This is a genomic window from Micromonospora trifolii (assembly GCF_050516465.1).
GTDB classification, from domain to species: domain Bacteria; phylum Actinomycetota; class Actinomycetes; order Mycobacteriales; family Micromonosporaceae; genus Micromonospora; species Micromonospora trifolii.
In genome coordinates this window covers 801,533-823,849 of the sequence record NZ_CP191526.1, presented here as the reverse complement: position 1 = coordinate 823,849, position 22,317 = coordinate 801,533, and the positions used below count along the sequence as shown (strand labels likewise).

Here is a 22,317-nt window from a genome sequence, read left to right as displayed (position 1 = left end):
CACTAATTGCCACGCGATGCCATCCGAAGCCGGGCTGGGCGAGCCACAGGTAGCGGGCAGCGTGCGATCACCGCGGGAGTCGGGCAGACCCGCGACCGGGTCGCACGGCCAATCCAGCCTGCACAGGCAATCGAAGGAGTCGTCAGTTGAGAATCAGAAGGAAACTGCTACTCGCCCTGGCCGCGTCACTGGTGGCGGCCGGCATGGTGGTCCCCACTGTCGGGCCCGCGTACGCGGCGTCACTGACCGAGGTGACCAGCTTCGGCGACAACCCGGGTCGGATGCGCATGCACGTCTACGTGCCGGACAACCGCCCGGCCCGGCCGGCGGTCGTGGTGGCCATGCACGGCTGCGGCGGGTCCGGCCCGGGCTTCTACTCCGGGAGCGAGTTCGCCAGCCTCGCCGACCGCCACGGGTACATCGTGATCTACCCGTCCGCCACCCAGCAGGCCGGGTTCGGCAACTGCTTTGACACCTGGTCGGACGCCGCCAAGCGGCGTGGCGGAGGCAGCGACCCGGTGTCTCTCATCTCGATGATCCGGTACGTGCAACAGCAGTACGCTGCCGATCCGGAGCGGGTCTACGCCACCGGCAGTTCGTCCGGCGGCATGATGACCAACCACATGCTGGCGCTCTACCCCGACGTGTTCAAGGCCGGCGCCGCGTTCATGGGCGTGCCGTTCAACTGCTTCGCCAACGCGGCGGACTACCCGCCCGGGAGCAGCCAGTGCACCGGCGGAAACATGAACCGGACCCCGCAGCAGTGGGGCGACGCGGTCCGCCAGGCGTACCCCGGCTACTCCGGGCCCCGCCCGCGGGTGCAGCTGTGGCACGGCACCAACGACACGCTCGTGCCGTACTCGCTGTTGCAGGAGGCGATCGAGCAGTGGACGAACGTGTTCGGGCTGAGCCAGACACCCACCTCCACCGACACCCCTCAGGCCAACTGGAACCGGCGCCGGTACGCCGACAGCGGCGGCACCGTCCAGGTCGAGGCGTACAGCATCCAGGGTGCCGGGCACAGCCTGCCCTCCGGTGGCATGGCCGCGTCCGCCATCGCGTTCTTCGGACTGACCAACCCCACGACGCCGCCCCCGACCACACCGCCGCCGACCACGCCGCCCCCCACCACGCCGCCGCCGACCACCCCACCGCCGGCTTCCGGCGCCTGCCGGGTGACTGTCGACGTCAACGCCTGGAACACCGGGCTGACCGAGAACATCACCGTCACGAACACCGGCACCAGCGCCGTCAACGGCTGGTCCCTGGTCTTCACCCTGCCGGATGGGCAGACCATCACCTCGGGCTGGAACGCCACCTACTCACCCAGCTCGGGGCAGGTGACGGCCCGCAACGTCGCCTACAACGGCGGCATTCCCGCCAACGGCTCGGTGAGCTTCGGCTTCCAGGCCACCCACACCGGTAACAACGCCCGACCGTCCTCGTTCACCCTCAACGGCGCGTCCTGCACTGTCGGCTGAGACCGGGTCGACGGCCACCGCGCGTGCGCCGGTCACCACCTCGTGGTGACCGGCGCACGACTCGTTCGGGCGTCGCCAGGATCAGCGGTATCCCGCGGTCACCACGTTGGCCTGCACGGCGTTCTCGATCGCGTCGGACGGATAGCCGGCGACCATCGCCCCCTCGTAGAAGGTGCCGGCGCTCAGGTTGGCGCCGCCGTCGGGCTTGCAGCAGTCACCGCCACTGCCCAGGATGATCGCACCCTGCTTCTTCATCGGGCTGTATCCCGGCGGGAGCGAGCCGTCCCACAGCGTGTACAGGCTGCCGGCCTGCGCGTCGCTGCCCTTGATGGCGAAGCGGGACACGCCGTTGTTCTTGAGCGTCGCGGTGACGAACTTGCTGGTGAACGCGCGTTGGTTCGGGTTCCAGGAGCTGCTGCCACCCGGGAAGAGACCCCACTCGAGGTCGGCCTGCACCCACGGGCCGCTGCCGGAGCAGCCGCCGAACCAGCACTGCTTGCCGAAGTTGATGGCGTCCATCGCCCCGGCGGCGTCGGCCTTCCTGGTCGTCTCGCTGTTGCCGTAGTCGAAGCAGCAGCCGCTGTTGACGTGGGTCCCGCTGGTCACCATGTACATGCCCTCGGGCGCCGCGCCGGTCGGCACGCCGGTGAGGTGCCCGTCGCGCCAGTAGCTGTTGCCGGGGTTGATGTAGAGCGAGTACGCCTTCGCGCCGCCCACGGTCAGCGACTCCGAGGTCGCGATCGCCGGCCTGCTCTGCGGGGAGCCCGGAACGACGCTCGACCCCTGGTACCAGAGGTCGTTGCCGCGCCCGGACTGGTCGAAGACAACAGTGATCACGCAGGTCGTGCCGGAGCAGAACGAGTCCTGCGTCGCCGCGTTGGCGGTGCCGCCGGTACCCGTGAGCCCGATGTTGCGGGTCGTGTTGTCCGACGAGCGTCGGACCTGGTAGAGGTTGCCGGCGTACGCCTCGTAGAGCGCCCGCGTGGTGCTGTGCGCCGCGATGCACGGGGTGCCGCCGGAGGCGTAGATGTCGCACGGGCGCGCGCCGGTCGGTGGGTTGGTCGGCGGCGGGGTGGTGGTCGGCGAGGCCCACTGCTGGTTGGCGCCGCCGTTGCAGGCCCAGAGGATGATCTTGGTGCCGTTCGCGGTGGCGGCCGCGTTGGCGTCGAGGCACAGCCCGGACTGCACGCCGGTGATGGTGCCGTTGCTGTTGACGTTCCACTGCTGGTTGTTCTGGCCGTTGCAGTCCCAGATGATCACCTGGGTGCCGTTGGCGGTGCCGCGGCCGGAGGCGTCCAGGCACTTGTTGCCGTACACCTGGAGTTGCTTTGTCGACGTCCACGTCCAGGCCTGGCCGGCACTGCCGTTGCAGTCCCAGAGCTGCGTCTGGGTGCCGTTGGTGGTGCTGGAGTTGGGCACTTCGAGGCAGCGGCCGGACGGCGTACCGATGATCGGGGTGCTCTGCCCGACGACGATGGCGGCAGCCGATACGGGTGCCGCAGCGGCGGACAGTGACGTGCCTTGGGTGGCGCCGATGCCGACGAGCACGCCGACCAGCGCACCCGCCAGGGCGGTCAGACGTCGGGCGCGCTGACGTCTCGGGATGAGTTCACGGGCTTTTCCTGGCCCGGTGGGGGACGGGGTTCGCACGAGGTGGCTCCTCGGAGTCGTGGAAGCGCGGTGGGGGTGTCGACGCGCCCGGGGGTGGTGGCGGTGGCGAATCGATTCGCAGCGAATCGTATGACCTTTGTTTAATTCATGTCAATGAATGTAGTTCCGAGGTGATGCGCTGGCCGTTGGGCGGACGGCCAGCGCATCACCTCCCCCGGGACGTCTACCGCCCCAGGAGCCGCCACGTCTGGTTCAACGGGCTGCCCTGGTTGACCGCCCTGCAGGTCCACTGGTGGACCAGTGCGCCGGCCGCCGTGGAGACCGCGTTGACATCGACGCACTTGCCACTGTGCCGAGCGACGAGTTGGTAGTCGTGCGAGTCGTTGCCCGAGTAGGTCACCTTGCGCAGTGTGAACTGCTGGTTGAGGGCGTTCAGGCAGGTCCACTGGTGCACGGCCGCGCCGTCGGCGGTGGAGACGCCGCTGACGTCGAGGCACTTGCCGCTCTGCTGGTTGACCACGGTGTAGGTGTTGGCCACGCCGGCGACCGGGCGGAAGTTCCAGAGCTGCTGGTCACCGCCGTCGCAGTAGTTCTGCTGTTGGACGTTGCCGTCGGCGGTGCTCAGTCCGGCGTTGTTCAGGCACTGCTGGGAGTGTTGGGCCACCGCCACCGACTGGAAGCCACCGTCCGCGGGAGGCAGCAGCGTGACGGTGTAGGTGTCGGTCTGGTTGGTGTACGGCAGGGTCACGGTGGCGTTGTTGTTGGACACCCCGACCACGCTGTTCGAGACGGTGACCGGCCCCGCCACCGCGCCGCCACCGTTGTGCGGGACGCGTTGGGTGAGCACCCGAACCTGGTTGTTCTGCACGATGCCGCTGGTGGTGTCCAGGCGTTGCAGGTTGACGGTCAGGTTCCCGGTGGTACGACCACCGCCGATGAGCACCTTCGCCACCCCGGCCGTCTTCGTGGCGTACGCGTCGTACGACTGGCTGGGGGTCACCGCGACGTTCTCCCCGACCTGGGAGGCGTAGTAGCGGTAGTTCCACCACTCCCCCTTGGGCTGGTGCTGGCCGGCCGAGTTACGGATCAACAGGTTGCCGAGGTCGTTGTGCAGGCTGCCGCCGCTGGCCCAGTTCGCCCGCAGGCCGTCGGCTCGGGCCCGTTCCAGGCGCGCGATGTACCAGGCGCCGTCGGCCGGGTTCTGCTCGTCGGGCGCGCCGTACTCGTTGATCTGGTACGGACGCGGGTGGGCGATGCCACGCGGGTCGAGGGTGGCGTTGGCGGCGGCGACGTTCGCCACCGGGTCACCGGGCAGCGAGTGCCAGCTGATGATGTCCGGCACCGTGTTTGTCGAGCGGACGAAGTCCAGGTACTGGTTCCAGAAGGTGTGCGTGGTCGACGGTACGCAGGCGCAGCTCGGCCCGACGATGAGCTGGCTGGGGAACTCCGCCCGGATGCGCTGGTAGGTCCGCCGCCACAGTTCGAGGTACTGGGAGATCGGCCGGTTCCAGAAGATGGTGATGTTGGGCTCGTTCCAGATGTCCCACTGCACCGACAGCCCGGATGCCCGGACGTCGTTGATCAGGCGGGTCAGGAAGTTGTCGTAGTCGGTCCAGTTGCCGTTGTCCCCGGGGAAGCGGGAGATTCCGGCACCGTCGGCACCCCAGAGGTCGTGCGGCAGGATGATGAACTTCCCGCCGAGGGCGGTGGTCCGACGCGCCTGGGCGACTGTGGAGTTCCAGCGACGGTCGTAGGTTCCGCCGACCCAGCCACTGCCCGGGAGCTGCGCGCCGCCGGCGCGCATGTACTGGAACTTGACGTCCCGATAGAAGTGGTCGGCCGGACCGCTGGCGTTCTCGGTCATGCCGTAGATCCAGCCGGAGGCGCGGTAGGTCGGCGCACCGCTGGTGGTGGCGAAGTTGACGCTGATCGACTCGTCGGCGGCCTGGGCGGGGGACGAGACGGCGGTGACGGCGGCAGCGGCGGCGAGCAGGCCGACGACGAGTCGGGCCACGAACACACGGGCTCGTCCTGACCTGCTGCGGGACGGGGTTTTCACGGGCGGCTCCTTGGTGGGGCGCGGGGGACGCTCTCCGGAGGGCAGCGCTTGCGAATCGATTCGCACGGATCGTAGGACCGGGAACTGAACCATGTCAATGAAATGACAGCGGGGTGACGTCCGTGTTGCCCAGGGATCCTCCCGGCGCGGCCAACTGACCCTTGACCCCCGGGCATGGCCAGACCTATCTTCGGGCGAACCGATCCGTCGAATCGATTCGCCTCATAGTTGGACAGGTCCAACCCGCGACGATCAACCCCACACACCCCACCTGACGATCGATTTGAAGTGAGGCACCACATGACCGGACTCAGTCGTCGGCGGCGCCTGGCCGCCGTCGCCGTGATAGCTCTCGCCGCAGTGACGGGCAGCGCCTGCTCGTCGTCCGCCGACGGCCCCGCCGACGGTGGCGCCTACCTCGTCTGGGACCCGTATCCGCAGTTCGCCGACGACTCCGAGTGGGTCGCGCTGCTCAAGAAGTGCGGCACCTCCGCGGGCGTGACGGTCGAGCGAACCGGCTACGACACCACCGACCTGACCAACAAGGCGCTGCTCGCCGCCCAGCAGGGAAACTCACCGGACGTGCTGATCGTGGACAACCCGGTCATCTCAACTCTGGCCGAAGCCGGTGCGCTCACCACCACCGACGACAACAAGCTGGACGTCTCGGCCATGGAGAAGAACCTGCTCGGCGCCGGCCAGAGCGACGGCAAGACCTACGGGGTGCCGATCGGGGCGAACACCCTCGCCCTCTACTACAACAAGGATGTGCTCACCGCCGCCGGCGTCGACCCCGCCGCCGTCAAGGACTGGACCGCACTGAGCGCGGCGCTGACCAAGGTCAAGGCCAAGGGGAAGAAGGGCATCACCTTCTCCGCGATCGGCACCGAGGAGGGCAGTTTCCAGTTCCTGCCCTGGTTCTGGGGGTCGGGGGCCCAACTGACCAGTCTGGACTCGCCGCAGGCGGTGTCCGCGCTGACGCTCTGGACCGACTGGCTCAAGCAGGGCCACGCCCCGAACTCCGTCATCAACAACACCCAGACCACGAGCTGGCAGGAGTTCGCCACCGGCGACTACGCGTTCGCCGAGAACGGCACCTGGCAGCTGGCCAACGCGGAGAAGCTCGACTTCTCGTACGGCACGATCGCGATCCCGGCCAGCGCGGGCGGCCCGGCTCCGGCGCCCACCGGCGGTGAGTTCGTCTCCATTCCGGTGCAGAAGAAGACCGGCCGGTACGAGACGTCGCAGAAGCTCGTCACCTGCCTGACCAACGCCGACAACCTCCTCACCACGGACACCACGCTCTCCTACGTCGCACCCGTCGCCGCCGTACAGGAGCGACAGGCCACCGCGGACCCCAAGCTCAAGGTCTGGGTGGAGGCGGTCCGGGCAGCCAAGGGCCGCACCGGTGACGACCTCGGCACGAAGTACCCGAAGATCTCCGAAGCGCTGTGGACCGCTGTGCAGTCGGCCCTCAGCGGCGGAAAGTCGCCACAGGAGGCACTGGCCGCCGCGCAGACCGCCGCCACGACCAGGTAAGCGATCCGAACCGACACCATGCCCTCCACGACAGAGACCTCCACCGCCGTACGAGACCAGGGTGGGGCGGCGACCGCCGCCCCACCCTGGCCTCCCCCGTCCCGTGCCCGCCGGCCCAGCCGATGGTGGGCGTGGGGCTTCCTGGCACCCGTGACCATCTACCTGGCGGCCTTCTACGCCTACCCGCTCTACCGCAACGTCGAGTTGAGCCTGCGCGAGTACACCGTCCGCTCGTTCGTGCAGGGCGGGGCGCCCTTCGCCGGCCTCGACAACTACCGGACGGTCCTGACCGACCCGGCATTCGGGCCGACGCTGACGCACACACTGGTCTTCACGGCGGCCTCGCTCGCCTTCCAGTTCACCATCGGCATGGCCCTGGCCCTCTTCTTCCACCAGCACTTCCCGCTGTCGCGCACGCTGCGAGCACTGATCCTCGTACCGTGGCTGCTGCCACTGATCGTCTCGGCGTCGACCTGGTCGTGGCTGCTCAACAGCGACTCGGGGCTGGTCAACGCAGCGCTCGGCGTCGTCGGAATCGACCCGGTCAACTGGCTCACCTCGCCGGGCTGGTCACTCACCTCGGTGATCATCGCCAACGTCTGGATCGGCATCCCGTTCAACCTGGTGGTGCTCTACAGCGGCCTACAGGCGATCCCGACCGAGATGTACGAGGCGTCCGCGCTCGACGGCGCGACGGGGTGGCAACGGTTCTGGGGGATCACCTTCCCGTTGCTGCGCCCCGTCTCCCTGATCACGCTGCTGCTGGGGCTGATCTACACGCTGAAGGTCTTCGACATCATCTGGATCATGACGAAGGGCGGCCCGACCGGCTCCTCGGCCACGCTCGCCACCTGGTCGTACCGGCTCGGCTTCGGCAACCTCCTGCCCGAGTTCGGCCCGGGCGCTGCCATCGGGAACCTGCTCATCGTGCTGGCCCTGATCGCCGGCCTCGCGTACATCCGGATCGAGCGGAGGCAGCAGCTGCGATGACCACCTCGACGCAGCGAACCTGGTGGAAGACCGGCATCGGTCTGGTGCTGACCGGGCTGATGCTCTTCCCCGTCTACTGGATGATCAACGTGTCCTTCACGCGGGACCAGGACATGCGGGCCAGTCCCCCACACCTGTTCCCCACCAACGGCACCCTGGACGGCTACCGGGCGGTGCTCGACCAGCAGCTGCCGTACCTCGGAACCAGCTTCCTGGTCGGCCTCGGCACGGTGGCGCTGACCGTGGCACTGGCCGCCCCCGCCGGCTACGCGCTGGCAAAGCTCCGGCCACCCGGCGGCCCGGCACTGAGCTTCGTGCTGCTGATCGCGCAGATGATCCCGGGGATCATCATGGCGATGGGCTTCTACGCCATCTACCTCACCCTCGGCGTCCTCAACACGCTGCCCGGCCTGATCCTGGCCGACACCACGCTCGCGGTGCCGTTCGCTGTCCTGATCTTCACGGCCTTCATGTCCGGCATCCCCGACGAGCTGCTCCAGGCCGCCGTGGTCGACGGCGCCGGTCGGCTGCGAACCTTCTGGTCGGTCGTGCTGCCGGTCAGCCGCAACTCGATCGTCACGGTGTCGCTCTTCGCGTTCCTGTGGTCCTGGTCGGACTTCATCTTCGCCTCGACCCTGGCCGGCGGCGGCGACTACCAGCCGATCACCCTCGGCATCTACCACTACATCGGCAACAACAACCAGCAGTGGAACGCCATCATGGCCACCGCCGTCGTCGCCTCGATCCCCGCCGCCGTGCTGCTGCTCCTGGCCCAGCGGTACGTCTCGATGGGCGTGACCGCCGGCGCCGTCAAGGACTGACCATCCGCGGCGGTCGAGGACTGACCACCCGCACCACAGAAAGGCACCCGCCACCCATGACCGTCGCCCCGTCCGGTCCGGAGTTCGGAATCCAGGACATCCCGTTCAGCTACCGCGGATCCTGGTTCAACATCTCCCCGGTGGTAGCCGAGAAGACGTACGCCGACGACCTGCACCTGGTCTCGCACCAGACCGGTCTGCACCCCGTACTGCGTCTGGCCCCCGCGGTCGCCGGCACCACCGTCGTCGCCACACCCGCGCTGCTGACCTGGCGCGACGGGGCCGACCGGATCGAGGCCGTCTACGACGGGCCGGACACCCTGCGGATCCGGGGTCACCGGCTCGGCCTGCGGGTGGCCGCGGCGGCACACACCCTCACGCCGTTCAGCGGCACCTACCTGTACGCCGACCCGGTCGACGGATCACACGTGTTCACCTCGTACGAAACCGGTCGCCGCTACCGCATCACGGTGCTCTCCGGCGCTCTGCTGCGGACCGACGGCGCGCAGGCGCTCGGCACCGCTGACCGCTCCCTGGACCTTGCCGGCGACCAGCCCTGGGAGATCGCGATCGAGGAGTACGCCACCGCCCGCCGTCCGTACGCCGGATCCGTCAGCTTCGAGCAGTTGTGCCGCGACCGGTTCGCGGAGTTCACCGCGTTCGTCGACGCGATCGCGCCCTGGCGCGGTCCGGAGACGCCGGCCGCCGAGCTGGCCGCGTACGTCCTCTGGTCGGCCACCGTCGCCGCGGCGGGCTTCGTCACCCGGCCGGCCGTCCTGATGTCCAAGCACTGGATGGACAAGGTATGGAGCTGGGACCACTGCTTCAACGCGATCGCCCTGGCGGCCGGCGAGCCGGAGCTGGCCTGGCACCAGTTCCAGCTGCCCTTCGACCACCAGGACGAGGCCGGCGCCCTCCCCGACTCGGTCACCCACTCCGAGGTCCTACACAACTACGTCAAGCCCCCCATCCACGGCTGGGCCCTCCGACACCTGCGCCGACGCCTTCCCCAGCCCCCGGACCGGGCGGCGCTGGCGCAGACGTACGACCGGCTCGCCCGCTGGACCGGGTTCTGGCTCGACGCGCGGCGTGCTCCCGGCCACGACCTGCCGCACTACCAGCACGGCAACGACAGCGGCTGGGACAACGCCACCACTTTCGACGACAACCGGGTCCTCGAAACGGCTGACCTCGCCGCGTTCCTGGTCTCGCAGCTTCGCTGCCTCGCCGACCTCGCCAGCGAATTGGGTGAGCCCGCCACCCGCTGGTCCCGGGAGGCCGACCGGATCCACCGGGCCATGCTGCGCGACCTGTGGGACGGCGAGCGCTTCTGCGCCCGGGACCCCCACACCGGGCACCGCCGAAGGAGCCGCAGTCTGCTCGACCTGATGCCCGTCGCGCTCGGGGCCGACCTGCCGGCCCCGGTCGCCACCGCGCTGGCGCGCGGCGTCGAAACCCACCTGACCACGCACGGGCTGGCCACCGAACCGACGGACTCGGCCCACTACCTCGCCGACGGCTACTGGCGTGGCCCGATCTGGGCGCCCTCCACCGTCCTGGTCGAGGACGGCCTGCGTCGGGCCGGGCAGACCAGGATCGCCGACGACATCAGTCGGCGGTTCCTCGCGCTGTGCGAGAAGTCCGGCTTCGCGGAGAACTTCGACGCCGAGACCGGCACCGGGCTGCGGGACCGCGCCTACACCTGGACCGCCAGCAGCTATCTCATCCTCGCCGGTGCCCAGGAGGAGCGGCGGGTCAGGGGCGGGTAGCCGGCTCGGATCAGCGGGCCCGGACCGGGCCGGTGCTGGAACGCAACGAGATGGGCGGGCTGTACAGGCGGTGTCGTGGCACGGCGCCGGGAGCCGCGATGATCTCCAGCAGCAGCGACACCGCCTCGGCGCCCATCTCGACCATCGGCACGTCGGCGGCGGTCAGCGGCGGGCGGAAATCCTCCGCCCAGTGCTGCGCGGCGACTCCGGTGACGGAGAAGTCGCGTGGCACCGACAACCCGGCGCCGGTCAACGCGCGCTGCATTCCGGGTAGTGCGGCCTCGTTGATGGTGGCCACCGCCGTGACCTCCGGGTGCGTCGCGAGCAGTTGCTCCATACACGCCTCGCCGGAGGCGGTGTCGTCGCCGCTGCAAACCTCCACGCCGGTCAACCCCCGCTCCACCGCCGCCGCACGAAAGCCGGTCAGCGCGCGATGGCTGGGGCCGTATCCGGCAGCCACCAACTCGGCGGACCGGTTCACGAGTGCCACGTGCCGGTGCCCCAGGTCGGCCAGGTGCTGCACGCACCGGGCGATCAGCCCGGCGTAGTCGATGTCGATCCAGCTCATCCCGTGCGGCTCGGCGGTCCGGCCGATGGTGACGAACGGCAGCCCGGCCTTGGTCAGCCGGGTCACCCGGTCGTCCGCCAGCCGGATCTCCATGAGGACCACGCCGTCCACCCGACGCCCGGTGACGATCCGCTCGAACGACCGGTCATGGTCGCCACCGGAGGGGGACAGCAGCACGTCGAGGTCGTGTCGGGCGGCGGCCTCGACGACGCTGGCGACGAAGCCCAGCTGCATGTCGGTCAACCGCTGGCTCGCTGGCGGGATGACCAGCCCGAGGGTGCGGGTGCGCCCCTCCTTGAGAGCACGGGCGCTGGCGTTCGGCCGGTAGTCCAACTCGTCGATGACCGACTGGATCCGTTGCCGGGTCGCCTCCGACACGCTGCGTTTCCCGCTGAGCACGTAGGAAACGGTGCTGCGGGACACCCCCGCCCGGCGAGCGATCTCCCCGATGTTCATCAATCGCCCTCGAATCGATTTTTGCCCCGATACGGGGACGCACCTTGCTCCGCTGACCAGCATATCCGTCCTCAGGCTCATCGATCGATGACCAACGCGTGCCAACTAGCGCTAATAGATGGACGCCCATTAATGTCACAGGTATGACGTGTTACGTCAATTCCACCGCCGCACCCCTCCCCCACCACGCAACCGAAAGGATCCGATGAACGTGAAGAGAAAACTGGGTCGCCTGATGGCCGCCGCCGGGACCCTGTTCGTCCTCGTCGTCGGCGCTGGCGCCTATGTGGTCTCGGACGCGCCGGGCGTCGCCCACGCCGCCGGCACCGGCCCGTGTGACATCTACGCCTCCGGCGGCACGCCGTGCGTGGCCGCGCACAGCACCACCCGCGCGCTGTACGGCGCATACAACGGCCCGCTCTACCAGGTCCGACGCTCGTCGGACAACACCACCCGCGACGTCGGCGTGCTCAGCGAAGGCGGCTACGCCAACGCCGCCACCCAGGACACGTTCTGCGCCAACACCAACTGCGTCATCACGGTCATCTACGACCAGTCCGGCCGCAACAACCGTCTCACCCAGGCGCCCCCCGGCTACTTCGTCGGCCCCGCTCCCGGCGGATTCGACAACCTCGCCGACGCGAAGGCGGCGCCGGTCACCGTCGGCGGCCAGAAGGCGTACGGCGTCTACATCGCCCCCGGCACCGGCTACCGCAACAACAACACAAACGGTGTCGCGACCGGCGACCAGCCCGAGGGCATCTACGCGGTCGTCGACGGCACGCACTACAACCAGTGGTGCTGCTTCGACTACGGCAACGCGCAGACCAACAACCTCGCCGACGAACGCGCCATCATGGAGACCGTCTACTTCGGCGCCAACAAGCAGTGGGGCTACGGGGCGGGTGCCGGGCCCTGGATCATGGCCGACCTGGAGTGGGGGCTGTTCTCCGGGGTCAACGCGGGCTACAACAACATCGCGTCGATCAACCACCGCTTCGTCACCGCCATGGTGAAGGGCGAGCCGAACCACTGGGCGATCCGGGGCGGCAACGCCCAGTCGGGCAGCCTGACGACCTACTTCGACGGGCCACGCCCCAACGGCTACCACCCGATGAAGAAGGAAGGCGCCATCCTGCTCGGCATCGGCGGTGACAACAGCATCACCGGTCGCGGCACCTTCTTCGAGGGCGTACTGACCTCCGGCTACCCGACGGCGGCCACCGAGAACGCCGTCCAGGCCAACATCAACGCCGCCGCCTACGCGCCGGTCGGCGGCGGCAACCCGCAACAGAACGTCCAGGTCGTGGGCGGCCAGTCCAGCCGCTGCATCGACGTTCCGAACGGCAGCACCACCAACGGCACCCAGGTCCAACTCTGGGACTGCCTCGGCAACACCGCGCAGCGCTGGACCTACACCGCCGGCAAACAACTCCAGGTGTACGGCAACAAGTGCCTCGACGCGAACGGCCAAGGCACCACCAACGGCACCCAAGCCATCATCTGGGACTGCCACGGCGGCACCAACCAACAGTGGAACCTCAACTCCACCGGCACCATCACCGGCGTCCAGTCCGGGCTCTGCCTCGACGCCAACGCGGCCGCCACCGCGAACGGCACCAAGCTCATCCTCTGGGCCTGCAACGGCGGCACCAACCAGCGGTGGGCCACCCGCAGCTGACCCACCGCACGATTGATCACCCGTGCCGCCCCCGCAGCGCCGCCGGGGGCGGCACGACCTTGAGTTGCCTGGCGGCCTGCACCGAGCGCTCGGCTGGTCCGCCCTGTCGATCTGCCGTTGAGCGGTATACCTCAGCGGCATATTTATACCGCTGAGGTATACCGCTCAAAACCGCATCCGCCCTGACCAAGATGACCGACGGTCACCGTCCCAGCCACACCAAGTCGACGAGCGTGTGGGTGCGGGTGCCAGAAACGGGCGATCGCCCGCCGCCCGGGCCGGGTAGGTTTCGGGGCTGGGCGAACAGCGGGGGTCGCATGGTCAGGGGTTGGCACGGCTGGCTCGGTACGTTCAACGGCGTCGTCCTCATCACGGTGGTCGTCCTGCCGTTGGCCGCGCTGGCCGTATGGGCCCTGGCACGCCGCCGACGTGCCGCCGGCATTACGTCGGCGTGGCGGACGTCGCTGGCCGACGTCGGCATCGTCTACGGCACCGTGCCGTGGGTATGGATGATCATGTTGCCGGGTGACCAGGCCGGCGTCGTCTCCGGTCGGGTGACCCTGGTGCCGCTGCGGGACCTGCTCACGATCTTCTCCGACGGGGGGCCGCTGACGGCGACGGTCCAGGTCGTCGGCAACCTGCTGGTCTTCGCGGCCCTGGGGTTCTTCGCTCCGCTGCGGTTCCCGGCGCTGGCGTCGGTGCCACGGATCCTGGTCCTCGCGGCCGGCTGCTCGGTCCTGGTGGAGACCGCCCAGTACGTCCTACGGCTGGATCGGGTGTCGTCGGTGGACGACGTCCTGCTCAACGCCGCGGGCGCCGGGCTGGCGGCGCTGGCGTCCCGCCGCTGGTGGCGCGCCACACCCGACACGTCCACGGAGCGCGAACCCCAGCCGGCCCCGGCAGCGGGACGCTGAGCGTCGGAGGAGGGAGCTACCATCCGCTGGTGATCGAGGAATTGATCAGCAGAGCGGCGGACGAGGACGGCGACGCGATCGAGGAGTTGAGCGAGATCGCCGCCGCCGATCCACAGAGGCTTTCGCCGTACCACGGGGCCCTGCTCGACCTCGACCTGCTGTGGCCTGCGACGTTGTACCGGGCGGCGGGCACCGACGTGGTCGGCCGGGTCATCGAGCAGGTCGACGGCGGGCGGACGCCGGACCGGCTCAACCATCTGCTCCTCATCCTGGCCCACAGCGCTCACCCGCTCGCCGAGAACGCCCTGCGTCGCTGGTCGACGCACCCGCCAGCCGGTGCGGACGACCTGCACGTCGGTGCGCTGAGCTACGCGCTCGAGGGCGGTTGGACGATCGGCCCGGGCGGCAACCGACGTGACCTGTGCGCTGACGTCGCGTACCGGTGGGTCATGCGGGACGCGCCAGCGCCCGCGGCCCGGCCCGCCTGCCCCTGGTGCGCGTCACCGCTCTGGGTCGCCGCCGACCTCGACACCACCGACCCCGCCGTCGGCGCCGCGCTGGCCCACACCGGCTGGTCCGGCCGCCTGGTGATCGAGACCTGTCACTTCTGCGCCTGCTACACGACGTTGTACAGCCGGGTCACGCCGGCCGGTGCCACCACCTGGTGGGCTGACAACACCCGGCCGAGCTACCTGGGCGACGATGCCGGACCGGAGGACCCGCCGACGCTGCTCCCGGTCCCAGGGCCGGCCCTGGCGAGCCCGTACCAGGCCAGCGCCTGGAACCAGGGCGGCTCCACCCTGGGCGGCCGACCGGACTGGATCCAGGACGCCGAGCACGCCGACTGCCCCGGCTGCGGGGAACCGATGGACTACGTGGGTCTGATCGGCGGCGCGGACCTGGACGACGTCGGCGAGGGCGCCTACTACCTGCACCTGCACCAGCCGTGCGGGTTCGCCGCGGTGAACTACCAACAGAGCTGACCTTAGGATCAGGTGGGCGGCTCTGCCAGCCGCTCCAGCCGCGCCAGACCATCCCAGCCACGCTCGCGCATCAGATCCAGCAGTCGCTTCACCCGCGGGTCCGCCTCGACGGCCAGCGCGTCCAGAAGGTCGAACGGCAGATCGTCCTGCGCCACCTCACCGAGGTCGATCTCGCCAGAGCGGTATGCCTGCTCGGCGAGGCCGGCCAAGATGTCAGCGGCCTCCACCAGACGCGCGTCGTCGCCGGTGTCGCTCTCGAACATCTCCGACAGGATCCGATAGAGCCGAATGAGTTGCGGGTCGTCAAGCTGCGCGATCTTGCTGGGCATCCATTCGCGGACACGATCGGGCCAACGAGCCGACATCAGGATCCAGCTGTCCCGCTCACCCGCCACCACCCGCTCGGACACGCCAATGTCGCGGAGCCGTTCGAGGTAGGTGATCACCTCTGGTGCGAGCGCCAGACGATCCCCGGCGGCGAGTTGCGCGATCTGCTTCCGGCTGGCCTCCAGTCGTGCGATCTCGTCGCCCAGCTGCCTGTCGATCTCCTCAACCGCGGCCGCGAAGGTCGACGCGTCGGCCTCCAGCATCTGACCGATCTGGGACAGCGGCACGCCGGCGTTGGCGAGAATCCGGATCCTGATGAGGGACACCACCGCCCCTGCGCTGTACCGCCGGTAGCCCGAGGCGTCCCGCTCGGGCTCCGGCAGCAGGCCGATCTGGTGGTAGTGGCGTACCGCCCGCACCGTGACGCCGGCGTACGCCGCGAGTTGACTGATCGTCAGCATGCTCTGATCCTGCCCCTCGAGTCGCTCGGCCCCACTCGAATCCCGCTCAGGAGATCTTGCGGCGGTAGGTCAGGTTGGCGAACAGGTAGGCCACCACGAGGATGCCGACGCACCAGGCCAGGGCGGTCCAGATGCCCGACCCGACCGGCTCCTGCGCGAAGAGGTCTCGGATCGCGTTGACGATGGCGGTCACCGGCTGGTGCTCGGCGAAGGCGCGCACCGGGCCGGGCATCGACGCGGTGGGCACGAAGGCCGAGCTGACGAACGGCAGGAAGACCAGCGGGTACGAGAAGGCGCTCGCACCGTCCACGGACTGGGCGGTGAGGCCGGGAATGATGGCGATCCAGGTGAGCGCCAGGGTGAACAGCACCAGGATGCCGGCGACGGCGAGCCAGCCCAGCACGCTCGTGCCGGTGCGGAAGCCCATCAGCAGGGCGACGAGGACGACGACCACCAGCGAGATCAGGTTGGCGACCAGCGAGGTCAGCACGTGTGCCCAGAGCACCGAGGATCGTGCGATCGGCATGGACTGGAACCGTTCGAAGATGCCGCCCTGCATGTCGAGGAAGAGCCGGAAGGCGGTGTACGAGATGCCCGAGGCGATCGTGATGAGCAGGATGCCGGGGAGCAGATAGTTCACGTACGAGTCGGAGCCGGTCTCGATCGCGCCGCCGAAGACGTAGACGAACAGCAGCATGAAGGCGATCGGCATGACCGCGGTCGTGATGATGGTGTCCGGACTGCGGGCGATGTGGCGCAGTGAGCGCCCCAGCAGGACGGTGGTGTCGCCGAGGAAGTGCTTGTTCATCGTTGTTCCTTCTCCGTCTTGGCGCCTACGAGGGTGAGAAAGACGTCCTCGAGGGTCGGCTGCTTCTCGACGTACTCGACCTCGGCGGGTGGCAGGAGCTGCTTGAGCTCGTTGAGGGTGCCGTTCACGATGATCCGTCCCCCGTGGAGGATCGCGATCCGGTCGGCGAGTTGTTCGGCCTCGTCGAGGTACTGGGTGGTGAGCAGCACCGTCGTGCCGCCACGGGCGAGTTCCTTGACCGCCTGCCACACCTCGATGCGCGCCTCCGGGTCCAGCCCGGTCGTCGGCTCGTCGAGGAAGATGACCGGCGGGTTCCCGATCAGGCTCATCGCGATGTCGAGACGGCGACGCATACCGCCGGAGTACGTCCGCACCCTCCGGGTGCCCGCCTCGGTCAGCGAGAAGCGCCTCAGCAGGTCGTCCGCGATCGCACCGGGCTCCTTGAGGTGGCGCAGCCGGGCAACCAGAACCAGGTTCTCCCGCCCGGTGAGGATCTCGTCGACCGCCGCGAACTGCCCGGTGAGGCTGATCGACTGCCGTACGTCGGCGGGCTGGGTCGCCACGTCGAAGCCGGCGACCCGAGCCGTCCCGCCGTCGGCCCTGAGGAGCGTGGCCAGGATCCTCACCACCGTGGTCTTGCCGGCACCGTTCGAGCCGAGCAGGGCGAAGATGCTGCCCCGCGCGACGTCGATGTCGACGCCACGCAGCACCTTCAGCTGCTTGAACGACTTCTCCAGGCCGTGCACGTGGATCGCGGGCTGCTCGGCCTGAGCTGTTGTGTGCGAATTGCTCATGGCGGCAGCATGGAGGGTTGACGCAGCGTCAAGGTCAAGCCCGATGCCGCCGGCCTCAGTCGGGCTTCGGTTGGGACCGCAGGCGACGCATCTGGGCGTGGCTGAGGTCATGCGCCCGGTTCATGTGGCGCGTAATCACCTCTAGCTCCGCTGGCCCAGGTTCGGCAGCGGTCCACCGACCTGGGCGGCCATGTTCGGCTACTTCAGCACCGTGGGCCTGACCGTCGACGTCGCCGCGCTACGCCGCGACCACCCGGAGGTCGGCTGGCACAGCTTCGCCGAGTGGGCCCTCGCCCAGGACTGGCAGCCACTGCTGCCCGCGACGCGTACGCGACCCTGACTCTTAACTCCGATGTCACCGCCCGATCCCACGGGTGACGTGTCGCTGTCCGCCCGAAGGAGTTGGCTGCCAGTCGTCGCACTTTGTCTTGACCAGGAGTTGATCCACGTGCCTTCCTCTCGTCGTACCTTCCTCGCCAGCGGCGCCGCCGCCGGCGTCGGCCTTGCCGTCGCGGGCGGCCTGCCGTCCCTGGCCCAGGCCAGTCCGGCCCGGCCGCACCCGCCGGTGAAGCCCGGTAACGTGCCCTTCCCGCCGCTCGTGGACGACCCCAAGGGAGTCCTGGCCCTGCCCAAGGGCTTCAGCTACACAGTGGTCACCCGGACCGGCGTCACCCGGCTCGACCGCGGCCAGGGCACCACCCCGTCGGACCATGACGGCATGGCCGTCTACGACGCCGGCCACGGCAGGTACACCCTGATCCAGAACCACGAGATCGACCCGGGCGCCGAGTTCGGCGTGCCGCACGTCAAGGGCACGGTCTACGACGCGGGCGCCGTCGACGCCGGCGGTTGCACCGTGATCAAGACCGACCTCGCGGGCCGCAACCTGGGTGAGTTCGTGGCGCTCTCCGGCACCATCTCCAACTGCGCCGGCGGGCCGACCCCCTGGGGCACCTGGCTCACCTGCGAGGAGACCGAGGACCGGGCCGGCGACAAGTGGGAAGAGGGCGGCCGGTCCGGCGTCTACCAGAAGGACCACGGCTACGTCTTCGAGGTGTGGGCCGACGGCAGCGCCGACCCGAAGCCGATCAAGTGCCTGGGCCGCTACTCCCACGAGGCGCTGGCCGTCGACAAGGACCGCACCCGGGTCTACCTCTCCGAGGACGCCGACGAGCCCAACGGTCTCTTCTACCGCTGGACGGCGCCACACGGCGTCAAGCTGGGCCCGGGCGTGCTCACCCGCCTCGCACCGAACGCCGGTGTCCTCGCCGCGATGCAGATCATCATGGATGACGGTTCGGTGCTGCCGGACGTCGCCTACCTGACCTCCGCCCAGCTGGGCCGTCCCTTCCCGGTCCGGTGGATCGAGGTGCCGGACCGCGACGCGCGCACCAAGTCGGTGCGCGAGCAGTTCGCCGACGGCCAGGTCACCCGCGGACGCAAGTTCGAGGGCGTGTGGGCCACCGACGAGGGCGTGTACGTGGTCAACTCCTACGCCTGGGACGAGGGTGACCTGCCGGCGGACGCGGCGCCGCACGACGGAATGGTCTGGTTCTACAACTACAGGAACCAGACCATCCAGCTGGTGACGTACTTCCCGCACCAGACCGCCTCCGAGCAGGGTGCGCCGGTCAAGTACACCGACCTCACCTTCGACGGCCCGGACAACGTGACCGTCACCCCGTGGGGAAGCCTCGTGCTCGCCGAGGACGGCACGGGCGCCTCGCACGTGCTCAGCACGATCCCGGGTGGGCCCACGTACGCGATCGCCCGCAACCAGCTCAACGACTCGGAGTTCTGCGGGCCGACCTTCAGCGCGGACGGCAAGGTGCTCTTCGTCAACATGCAGGACCCGGGCCTCACCCTGGCCATCACCGGTCCGTGGGAGAAGTACCTGGGCTGATCGAGCCCGAACGTGGGGGCCAGGCGACCACGCCTGGCCCCCACCAGGCTCGGCCGCGGTCAGGAGACGCGCGGCAACGCCAGCCAGTCCTGCCAGGCGATGTCGCGCCCCAGATAGCAGGGCTGGCGGAACGGCCAGTCCGCGGCGATCCACTGCGGCACCAGCGCGTCGACCGCGGCCTCCACCTCGCTGCCCACCAGGTCGTCCACCACCCACCAGGAGACCTCGCCGTCGGAGCCGGTGCGCTCCGGCGGGTCGATGTAGACGCAGCCGAGGATCGCCGTCTCCCCCTCGTCCAGCAACGCGTAGTTGAACGACTGGTGCGCGGCTATCTCCTCCTCGTGCCGCAGCAGGTCGACGCGATCCTCTTCGTACGTCATCGTCTCGCTGGGCCACCCCCACGCCGGGCCGAAGATCTCCCACAGGCGCTCGCGGGAACCCATCACTGCGGGGTAGTCGAGCGGGGTGTCCGCCTCGCGGATCGGCCGCAGATGCAGCGCGGTGTCGGGCACCGGCACGTGGACGGGGTGGACGAACTCATCGGGCAGCCAGGTCATGAGGGCCGAGGCTAGCGCCATTCGGCAGGTGCCCGGGCACCTAGTCGAGACAGAACTCGTTGCCCTCGACGTCCTGCATGTTGAGGCACGACTCGTTCTCTTCGTCGGCGAGCAACAGCTGCCCGCGTACCGCGCCGAGCGGGATCAGTCGCGCGCATTCGGCCTCAAGGGCCGCCAGGCGCTCCTCGCCCACGAGCCCGGTGCCGACCCGCACGTCGAGGTGCACCCGGTTCTTGACGACCTTGCCTTCCGGCACCCGTTGGAAGTACAGGCGCGGGCCCACCCCCGAAGGGTCACTGCACGCGAACCACGAACCCTGCTCGGAATTGACATCGTCCCAGGTGGCGCACCCCTCCGGGGGCGGCGGCGGGACGTACCCCAACATTTCACACCAGAAACGACCGACGCGCACAGGCTCTGCGCAGTCGAAGGTCACTTGAACTTGCTTGACCGACATTCGTTCACCTTAAGGTTCGCGCTGCCGCCGCTGGCTAGGCGGTAGGGGTGACGCGCTGGCGTTGGTAGTGGCGGGCGGCCTTGGCGCGAGCGCCGCAGCCGTCCATCGAGCACCAGCGTCGGGTGCCGTTGCGCGACGTGTCGTAGAAGTGCAGGACGCAGGCGGGGTTACCGCAGCGTCGGATGCGGTTGGGTTGCTGGCGTAGCAGGTCCAGGTAGTTGACGGCCGCTCGCCAGGAGGGGAGCCAGCCGGCGTCGACGTCATGCCGCTCCTGCGCGGCCCCCTCGCGAAGTGTGTAGCGCGAGGCACCACGGGCGAGGATCGCGTTGACCCCCCGTTCGGCGTCCTCGTCAGGCTGTTCGAGGAGGCGGCGCAGCGCCGAACGCGTCTCCCGCAATGGGGTCTCCACCGCTGCGGGGTCACCCTCCAGGTGGTGTTCGGCGAGCCATCCCCGCAGACCGTCCGGCTCGTCGAACAGGTCGACCATGCGGCCCCGCTCGACCCACTGGGTGTTGACCAGGTCCAGTGCGAGGGGTTCGCCCCCCAGTGGCCGACGCGTCATGCCGGCAACCTTACCACCGTCCGACGTTTGACAGGTTAGTCACTGCGACGTATCTTCTTACCGGCAAAGGTCGTAACGATGGTTAGGTGGGACCCGTCCGTTCGCCGGAGCGCCGACTCCTACCGGCCCGGCCCGACCTCTGGAAGGTGCTCGTCATGCCACATCGCTACCTGGAGGAGCTGACCACCGCGTCGGTGGTCGCCGCGCAACAGCGCTACGGCAGCCGGCCCGCCATCCAGCGCATGACCGCCGGGTGGGACACGGATGCGACATTCAGTGACGATGAGGCCGGTTTCATCACCGAACGCGACAGCTTCTACCTCGGCACCGTCGGCGAGAACGGCTGGCCGTACCTACAGCACCGCGGCGGCCCAGCCGGCTTCCTGCACGTCCTCGACCCCGTCGACGGGCACAGCGTCCTCGGCTGGGCCGACCTGCGCGGCAATCGGCAGTACCTGTCGGTCGGCAACCTCGCCACGTCACCCCGGGTCTCGCTGCTGCTCATGGACTACGCCCACCAACGCCGACTCAAGATCATCGGCACGGCGCACGTCACCGACGCGCGAGACCCCGGGTTCGAGGACCTGCTGGAAAGGCTGAGCGTGCCCGGGCCAGCGGGCCGGGTGGAGCAGTTGATCACCGTCAAGGTGCAGGGCTACGACTGGAACTGCCCCCAACACATCACGCCCCGCTTCAGTGAGGCGGAACTCTCGGACGCGCTCGCGCCGGTGCGCGACGAACTCGCCCGCCTGCGCGCCGAAAACCAGGCCCTCCGCGAGCAGGCGAATCACCAACCAGGGAGAACACCATGAACAAGCTGACCGTACGCACCGTCGGCGGCCCCACGGCCGTCCTCGACTACGCGGGCCAACGCGTCGTGCTGGACCCGACCTTCGACGATCCGCGCACGTACCAGGACGGGCCGGTCGCCGCCACCAAGTTCACCGGCCCGAGCGCGGCGCCCACGGACCTCGACCCGGTCGACGTCGTGCTCGTGTCGCACGAACACCACATCGACAACCTCGACGTCTCCGGTCGGGAGTACGCGCGCCGGGCCCGACGGGTGTTCACCACCACGGCGGGGGCACCGAATCTCGGGCCAGGGGCGACCGGCCTGCGGCCCTTCGAGTACGCCGAGGTCGGCGACGTGCGCGTCACGGCGGTGCCGGCGCTGCACGGTTCGCCGGAGATCGGCGTGGTCAACGGCCCGGTGATCGGGTTCGTGCTGGAGGCGACCGGTTGGCCGACCGTCTATGTCAGCGGCGACAACGCCTCGCTGGATGTGGTGGCGGTCGTCGCGGAGCAATTTCCGGCGATTGAGATCGCGATCCTCAACCTCGGCGCGGCCCAGATCGCGGTGCGCGGCGAGGCGTTCCTCACCCTGACCGCGGAACTGGCGGCACGAGCGGCAACCCTGCTCGGCGTCCGGGCGGTTATCCCGGTTCATCAGGACGGCTGGGCGCACTACACCCAGGGCGCCGACGACGTCGTGCGCGCCTTCGAGACCGCGGGCCTGACGGACGTGCTCGTCGACCTGCGACCCGGCGACTCAGCGACCGTCTGACCAGGGTTCGTA

General features: G+C 69.2%; 21 protein-coding genes. 12 read left to right on the top strand and 9 right to left on the bottom strand.

Annotation, left to right across the window (positions count from 1 at the left end; all coding sequences use genetic code 11):
* Nucleotides 1–146: 146 nt before the first annotated feature.
* Nucleotides 147–1,481 carry an extracellular catalytic domain type 1 short-chain-length polyhydroxyalkanoate depolymerase gene (locus tag ACQRWP_RS03845; RefSeq protein WP_430500820.1) on the top strand — a complete coding sequence of 445 codons (1,335 nt, stop codon included), beginning with the start codon at nucleotides 147–149 and terminating at the stop codon, nucleotides 1,479–1,481.
* A gap of 81 nt (nucleotides 1,482–1,562) precedes the next feature.
* Here ACQRWP_RS03845 and ACQRWP_RS03840 read toward each other — a convergent pair whose 3' ends face one another.
* Entirely contained in the window at nucleotides 1,563–3,131 is a 1,569-nt protein-coding gene (locus tag ACQRWP_RS03840) for an arabinofuranosidase catalytic domain-containing protein (protein WP_430500819.1), read from the bottom strand.
* Nucleotides 3,132–3,315: 184 nt separating this feature from the next.
* Nucleotides 3,316–5,151, bottom strand: coding sequence for an RICIN domain-containing protein (locus ACQRWP_RS03835; RefSeq protein WP_430500818.1), 1,836 nt, complete (start codon nucleotides 5,149–5,151; stop codon nucleotides 3,316–3,318).
* A gap of 300 nt (nucleotides 5,152–5,451) precedes the next feature.
* Here ACQRWP_RS03835 and ACQRWP_RS03830 point away from each other — a divergent pair, with 300 nt between their 5' ends.
* From ACQRWP_RS03830 to ACQRWP_RS03815, 4 genes are all read left to right on the top strand, one after another.
* Entirely contained in the window at nucleotides 5,452–6,690 is a 1,239-nt protein-coding gene (locus ACQRWP_RS03830) for a sugar ABC transporter substrate-binding protein (RefSeq protein WP_430500817.1), read from the top strand.
* A gap of 150 nt (nucleotides 6,691–6,840) precedes the next feature.
* Nucleotides 6,841–7,680, top strand: coding sequence for a carbohydrate ABC transporter permease (locus tag ACQRWP_RS03825; RefSeq protein WP_430500816.1), 840 nt, complete (start codon nucleotides 6,841–6,843; stop codon nucleotides 7,678–7,680).
* Complete coding sequence (locus ACQRWP_RS03820; protein WP_430500815.1) at nucleotides 7,677–8,501, top strand: carbohydrate ABC transporter permease; 825 nt, start codon at nucleotides 7,677–7,679, stop codon at nucleotides 8,499–8,501. The genes ACQRWP_RS03825 and ACQRWP_RS03820 overlap by 4 nt, the downstream gene beginning before the upstream one ends.
* Nucleotides 8,502–8,557: 56 nt before the next feature.
* Nucleotides 8,558–10,270, top strand: a complete 1,713-nt coding sequence (locus ACQRWP_RS03815; RefSeq protein WP_430500814.1) for an amylo-alpha-1,6-glucosidase — start codon at nucleotides 8,558–8,560, stop codon at nucleotides 10,268–10,270.
* Between the two features lie 10 nt (nucleotides 10,271–10,280).
* Here ACQRWP_RS03815 and ACQRWP_RS03810 read toward each other — a convergent pair whose 3' ends face one another.
* Nucleotides 10,281–11,294 (bottom strand): LacI family DNA-binding transcriptional regulator, encoded by a 1,014-nt coding sequence (locus tag ACQRWP_RS03810; RefSeq protein WP_238658243.1) that lies wholly within the window; start codon nucleotides 11,292–11,294, stop codon nucleotides 10,281–10,283.
* Between the two features lie 205 nt (nucleotides 11,295–11,499).
* On the opposite strand from ACQRWP_RS03810, the gene ACQRWP_RS03805 reads away from it, so the two are divergent.
* The 3 genes from ACQRWP_RS03805 to ACQRWP_RS03795 all read left to right on the top strand — a co-directional run bounded on the left by ACQRWP_RS03805 (nucleotide 11,500) and on the right by ACQRWP_RS03795 (nucleotide 14,872).
* Nucleotides 11,500–12,975, top strand: coding sequence for an arabinofuranosidase catalytic domain-containing protein (locus ACQRWP_RS03805; protein WP_430500813.1), 1,476 nt, complete (start codon nucleotides 11,500–11,502; stop codon nucleotides 12,973–12,975).
* Nucleotides 12,976–13,292: 317 nt separating this feature from the next.
* Nucleotides 13,293–13,889: a VanZ family protein gene (locus ACQRWP_RS03800; RefSeq protein ID WP_430500812.1), complete on the top strand. Its 597-nt coding sequence runs from the start codon at nucleotides 13,293–13,295 to the stop codon at nucleotides 13,887–13,889.
* 29 nt (nucleotides 13,890–13,918) lie between these two features.
* Complete coding sequence (locus ACQRWP_RS03795; protein WP_430500811.1) at nucleotides 13,919–14,872, top strand: hypothetical protein; 954 nt, start codon at nucleotides 13,919–13,921, stop codon at nucleotides 14,870–14,872.
* 8 nt (nucleotides 14,873–14,880) lie between these two features.
* Here ACQRWP_RS03795 and ACQRWP_RS03790 read toward each other — a convergent pair whose 3' ends face one another.
* Genes ACQRWP_RS03790 through ACQRWP_RS03780 form a run of 3 tightly spaced genes read right to left on the bottom strand, consistent with a single transcriptional unit; the run spans nucleotide 14,881 to nucleotide 17,262 of the window.
* A complete protein-coding gene (locus ACQRWP_RS03790; protein WP_430500810.1) occupies nucleotides 14,881–15,660 on the bottom strand; it encodes a MerR family transcriptional regulator in 780 nt (259 codons plus the stop codon).
* A gap of 46 nt (nucleotides 15,661–15,706) precedes the next feature.
* Nucleotides 15,707–16,468 carry an ABC transporter permease gene (locus ACQRWP_RS03785; RefSeq protein WP_430500809.1) on the bottom strand — a complete coding sequence of 254 codons (762 nt, stop codon included), beginning with the start codon at nucleotides 16,466–16,468 and terminating at the stop codon, nucleotides 15,707–15,709.
* Complete coding sequence (locus ACQRWP_RS03780) at nucleotides 16,465–17,262, bottom strand: ABC transporter ATP-binding protein (RefSeq protein WP_430500808.1); 798 nt, start codon at nucleotides 17,260–17,262, stop codon at nucleotides 16,465–16,467. Before ACQRWP_RS03780 ends, ACQRWP_RS03785 begins: the two co-directional genes overlap by 4 nt.
* A gap of 190 nt (nucleotides 17,263–17,452) precedes the next feature.
* Here ACQRWP_RS03780 and ACQRWP_RS03775 point away from each other — a divergent pair, with 190 nt between their 5' ends.
* Together ACQRWP_RS03775 and ACQRWP_RS03770 are read left to right on the top strand one after the other, a co-directional pair.
* On the top strand, nucleotides 17,453–17,602 hold the full coding sequence (locus ACQRWP_RS03775; protein ID WP_430500807.1) for a hypothetical protein: 150 nt from the start codon (nucleotides 17,453–17,455) through the stop codon (nucleotides 17,600–17,602).
* Nucleotides 17,603–17,710: 108 nt separating this feature from the next.
* Entirely contained in the window at nucleotides 17,711–19,165 is a 1,455-nt protein-coding gene (locus ACQRWP_RS03770; RefSeq protein ID WP_430500806.1) for an alkaline phosphatase PhoX, read from the top strand.
* A gap of 59 nt (nucleotides 19,166–19,224) precedes the next feature.
* Here the strand turns inward: ACQRWP_RS03770 and ACQRWP_RS03765 are convergent, their stop codons facing one another.
* The 3 genes from ACQRWP_RS03765 to ACQRWP_RS03755 are packed head-to-tail and all read right to left on the bottom strand — an operon-like array spanning nucleotide 19,225 to nucleotide 20,741.
* Complete coding sequence (locus tag ACQRWP_RS03765) at nucleotides 19,225–19,722, bottom strand: N-acetyltransferase (RefSeq protein ID WP_430500805.1); 498 nt, start codon at nucleotides 19,720–19,722, stop codon at nucleotides 19,225–19,227.
* 40 nt (nucleotides 19,723–19,762) lie between these two features.
* The gene (locus tag ACQRWP_RS03760; protein WP_430500804.1) at nucleotides 19,763–20,179 is read right to left on the bottom strand and encodes a VOC family protein; all 417 of its coding nucleotides are present in this window, start codon (nucleotides 20,177–20,179) and stop codon (nucleotides 19,763–19,765) included.
* A 34-nt stretch (nucleotides 20,180–20,213) separates the two neighbouring features.
* Nucleotides 20,214–20,741 carry a CGNR zinc finger domain-containing protein gene (locus ACQRWP_RS03755; protein ID WP_430500803.1) on the bottom strand — a complete coding sequence of 176 codons (528 nt, stop codon included), beginning with the start codon at nucleotides 20,739–20,741 and terminating at the stop codon, nucleotides 20,214–20,216.
* Between the two features lie 155 nt (nucleotides 20,742–20,896).
* On the opposite strand from ACQRWP_RS03755, the gene ACQRWP_RS03750 reads away from it, so the two are divergent.
* Both ACQRWP_RS03750 and ACQRWP_RS03745 read left to right on the top strand, forming a co-directional pair.
* The gene (locus ACQRWP_RS03750; RefSeq protein WP_430500802.1) at nucleotides 20,897–21,553 is read left to right on the top strand and encodes a pyridoxamine 5'-phosphate oxidase family protein; all 657 of its coding nucleotides are present in this window, start codon (nucleotides 20,897–20,899) and stop codon (nucleotides 21,551–21,553) included.
* Entirely contained in the window at nucleotides 21,550–22,305 is a 756-nt protein-coding gene (locus tag ACQRWP_RS03745; protein ID WP_430500801.1) for an MBL fold metallo-hydrolase, read from the top strand. Before ACQRWP_RS03750 ends, ACQRWP_RS03745 begins: the two co-directional genes overlap by 4 nt.
* Nucleotides 22,306–22,317 lie beyond the last annotated feature (12 nt).

Coding starts and splice junctions, on each gene's coding strand:
- ACQRWP_RS03830 (WP_430500817.1), top strand. CDS start 5,452: ATGACCGGACTCAGTCGTCGGCGGCGCCTGGCCGCCGTCGCCGTGATA.
- ACQRWP_RS03820 (WP_430500815.1), top strand. CDS start 7,677: ATGACCACCTCGACGCAGCGAACCTGGTGGAAGACCGGCATCGGTCTG.
- ACQRWP_RS03815 (WP_430500814.1), top strand. CDS start 8,558: ATGACCGTCGCCCCGTCCGGTCCGGAGTTCGGAATCCAGGACATCCCG.
- ACQRWP_RS03810 (WP_238658243.1), bottom strand. CDS start 11,294: ATGAACATCGGGGAGATCGCTCGCCGGGCGGGGGTGTCCCGCAGCACC.
- ACQRWP_RS03805 (WP_430500813.1), top strand. CDS start 11,500: ATGAACGTGAAGAGAAAACTGGGTCGCCTGATGGCCGCCGCCGGGACC.
- ACQRWP_RS03800 (WP_430500812.1), top strand. CDS start 13,293: ATGGTCAGGGGTTGGCACGGCTGGCTCGGTACGTTCAACGGCGTCGTC.
- ACQRWP_RS03790 (WP_430500810.1), bottom strand. CDS start 15,660: ATGCTGACGATCAGTCAACTCGCGGCGTACGCCGGCGTCACGGTGCGG.
- ACQRWP_RS03785 (WP_430500809.1), bottom strand. CDS start 16,468: ATGAACAAGCACTTCCTCGGCGACACCACCGTCCTGCTGGGGCGCTCA.
- ACQRWP_RS03780 (WP_430500808.1), bottom strand. CDS start 17,262: ATGAGCAATTCGCACACAACAGCTCAGGCCGAGCAGCCCGCGATCCAC.
- ACQRWP_RS03775 (WP_430500807.1), top strand. CDS start 17,453: ATGTTCGGCTACTTCAGCACCGTGGGCCTGACCGTCGACGTCGCCGCG.
- ACQRWP_RS03765 (WP_430500805.1), bottom strand. CDS start 19,722: ATGACCTGGCTGCCCGATGAGTTCGTCCACCCCGTCCACGTGCCGGTG.
- ACQRWP_RS03760 (WP_430500804.1), bottom strand. CDS start 20,179: ATGTCGGTCAAGCAAGTTCAAGTGACCTTCGACTGCGCAGAGCCTGTG.
- ACQRWP_RS03755 (WP_430500803.1), bottom strand. CDS start 20,741: ATGACGCGTCGGCCACTGGGGGGCGAACCCCTCGCACTGGACCTGGTC.
- ACQRWP_RS03750 (WP_430500802.1), top strand. CDS start 20,897: ATGCCACATCGCTACCTGGAGGAGCTGACCACCGCGTCGGTGGTCGCC.
- ACQRWP_RS03745 (WP_430500801.1), top strand. CDS start 21,550: ATGAACAAGCTGACCGTACGCACCGTCGGCGGCCCCACGGCCGTCCTC.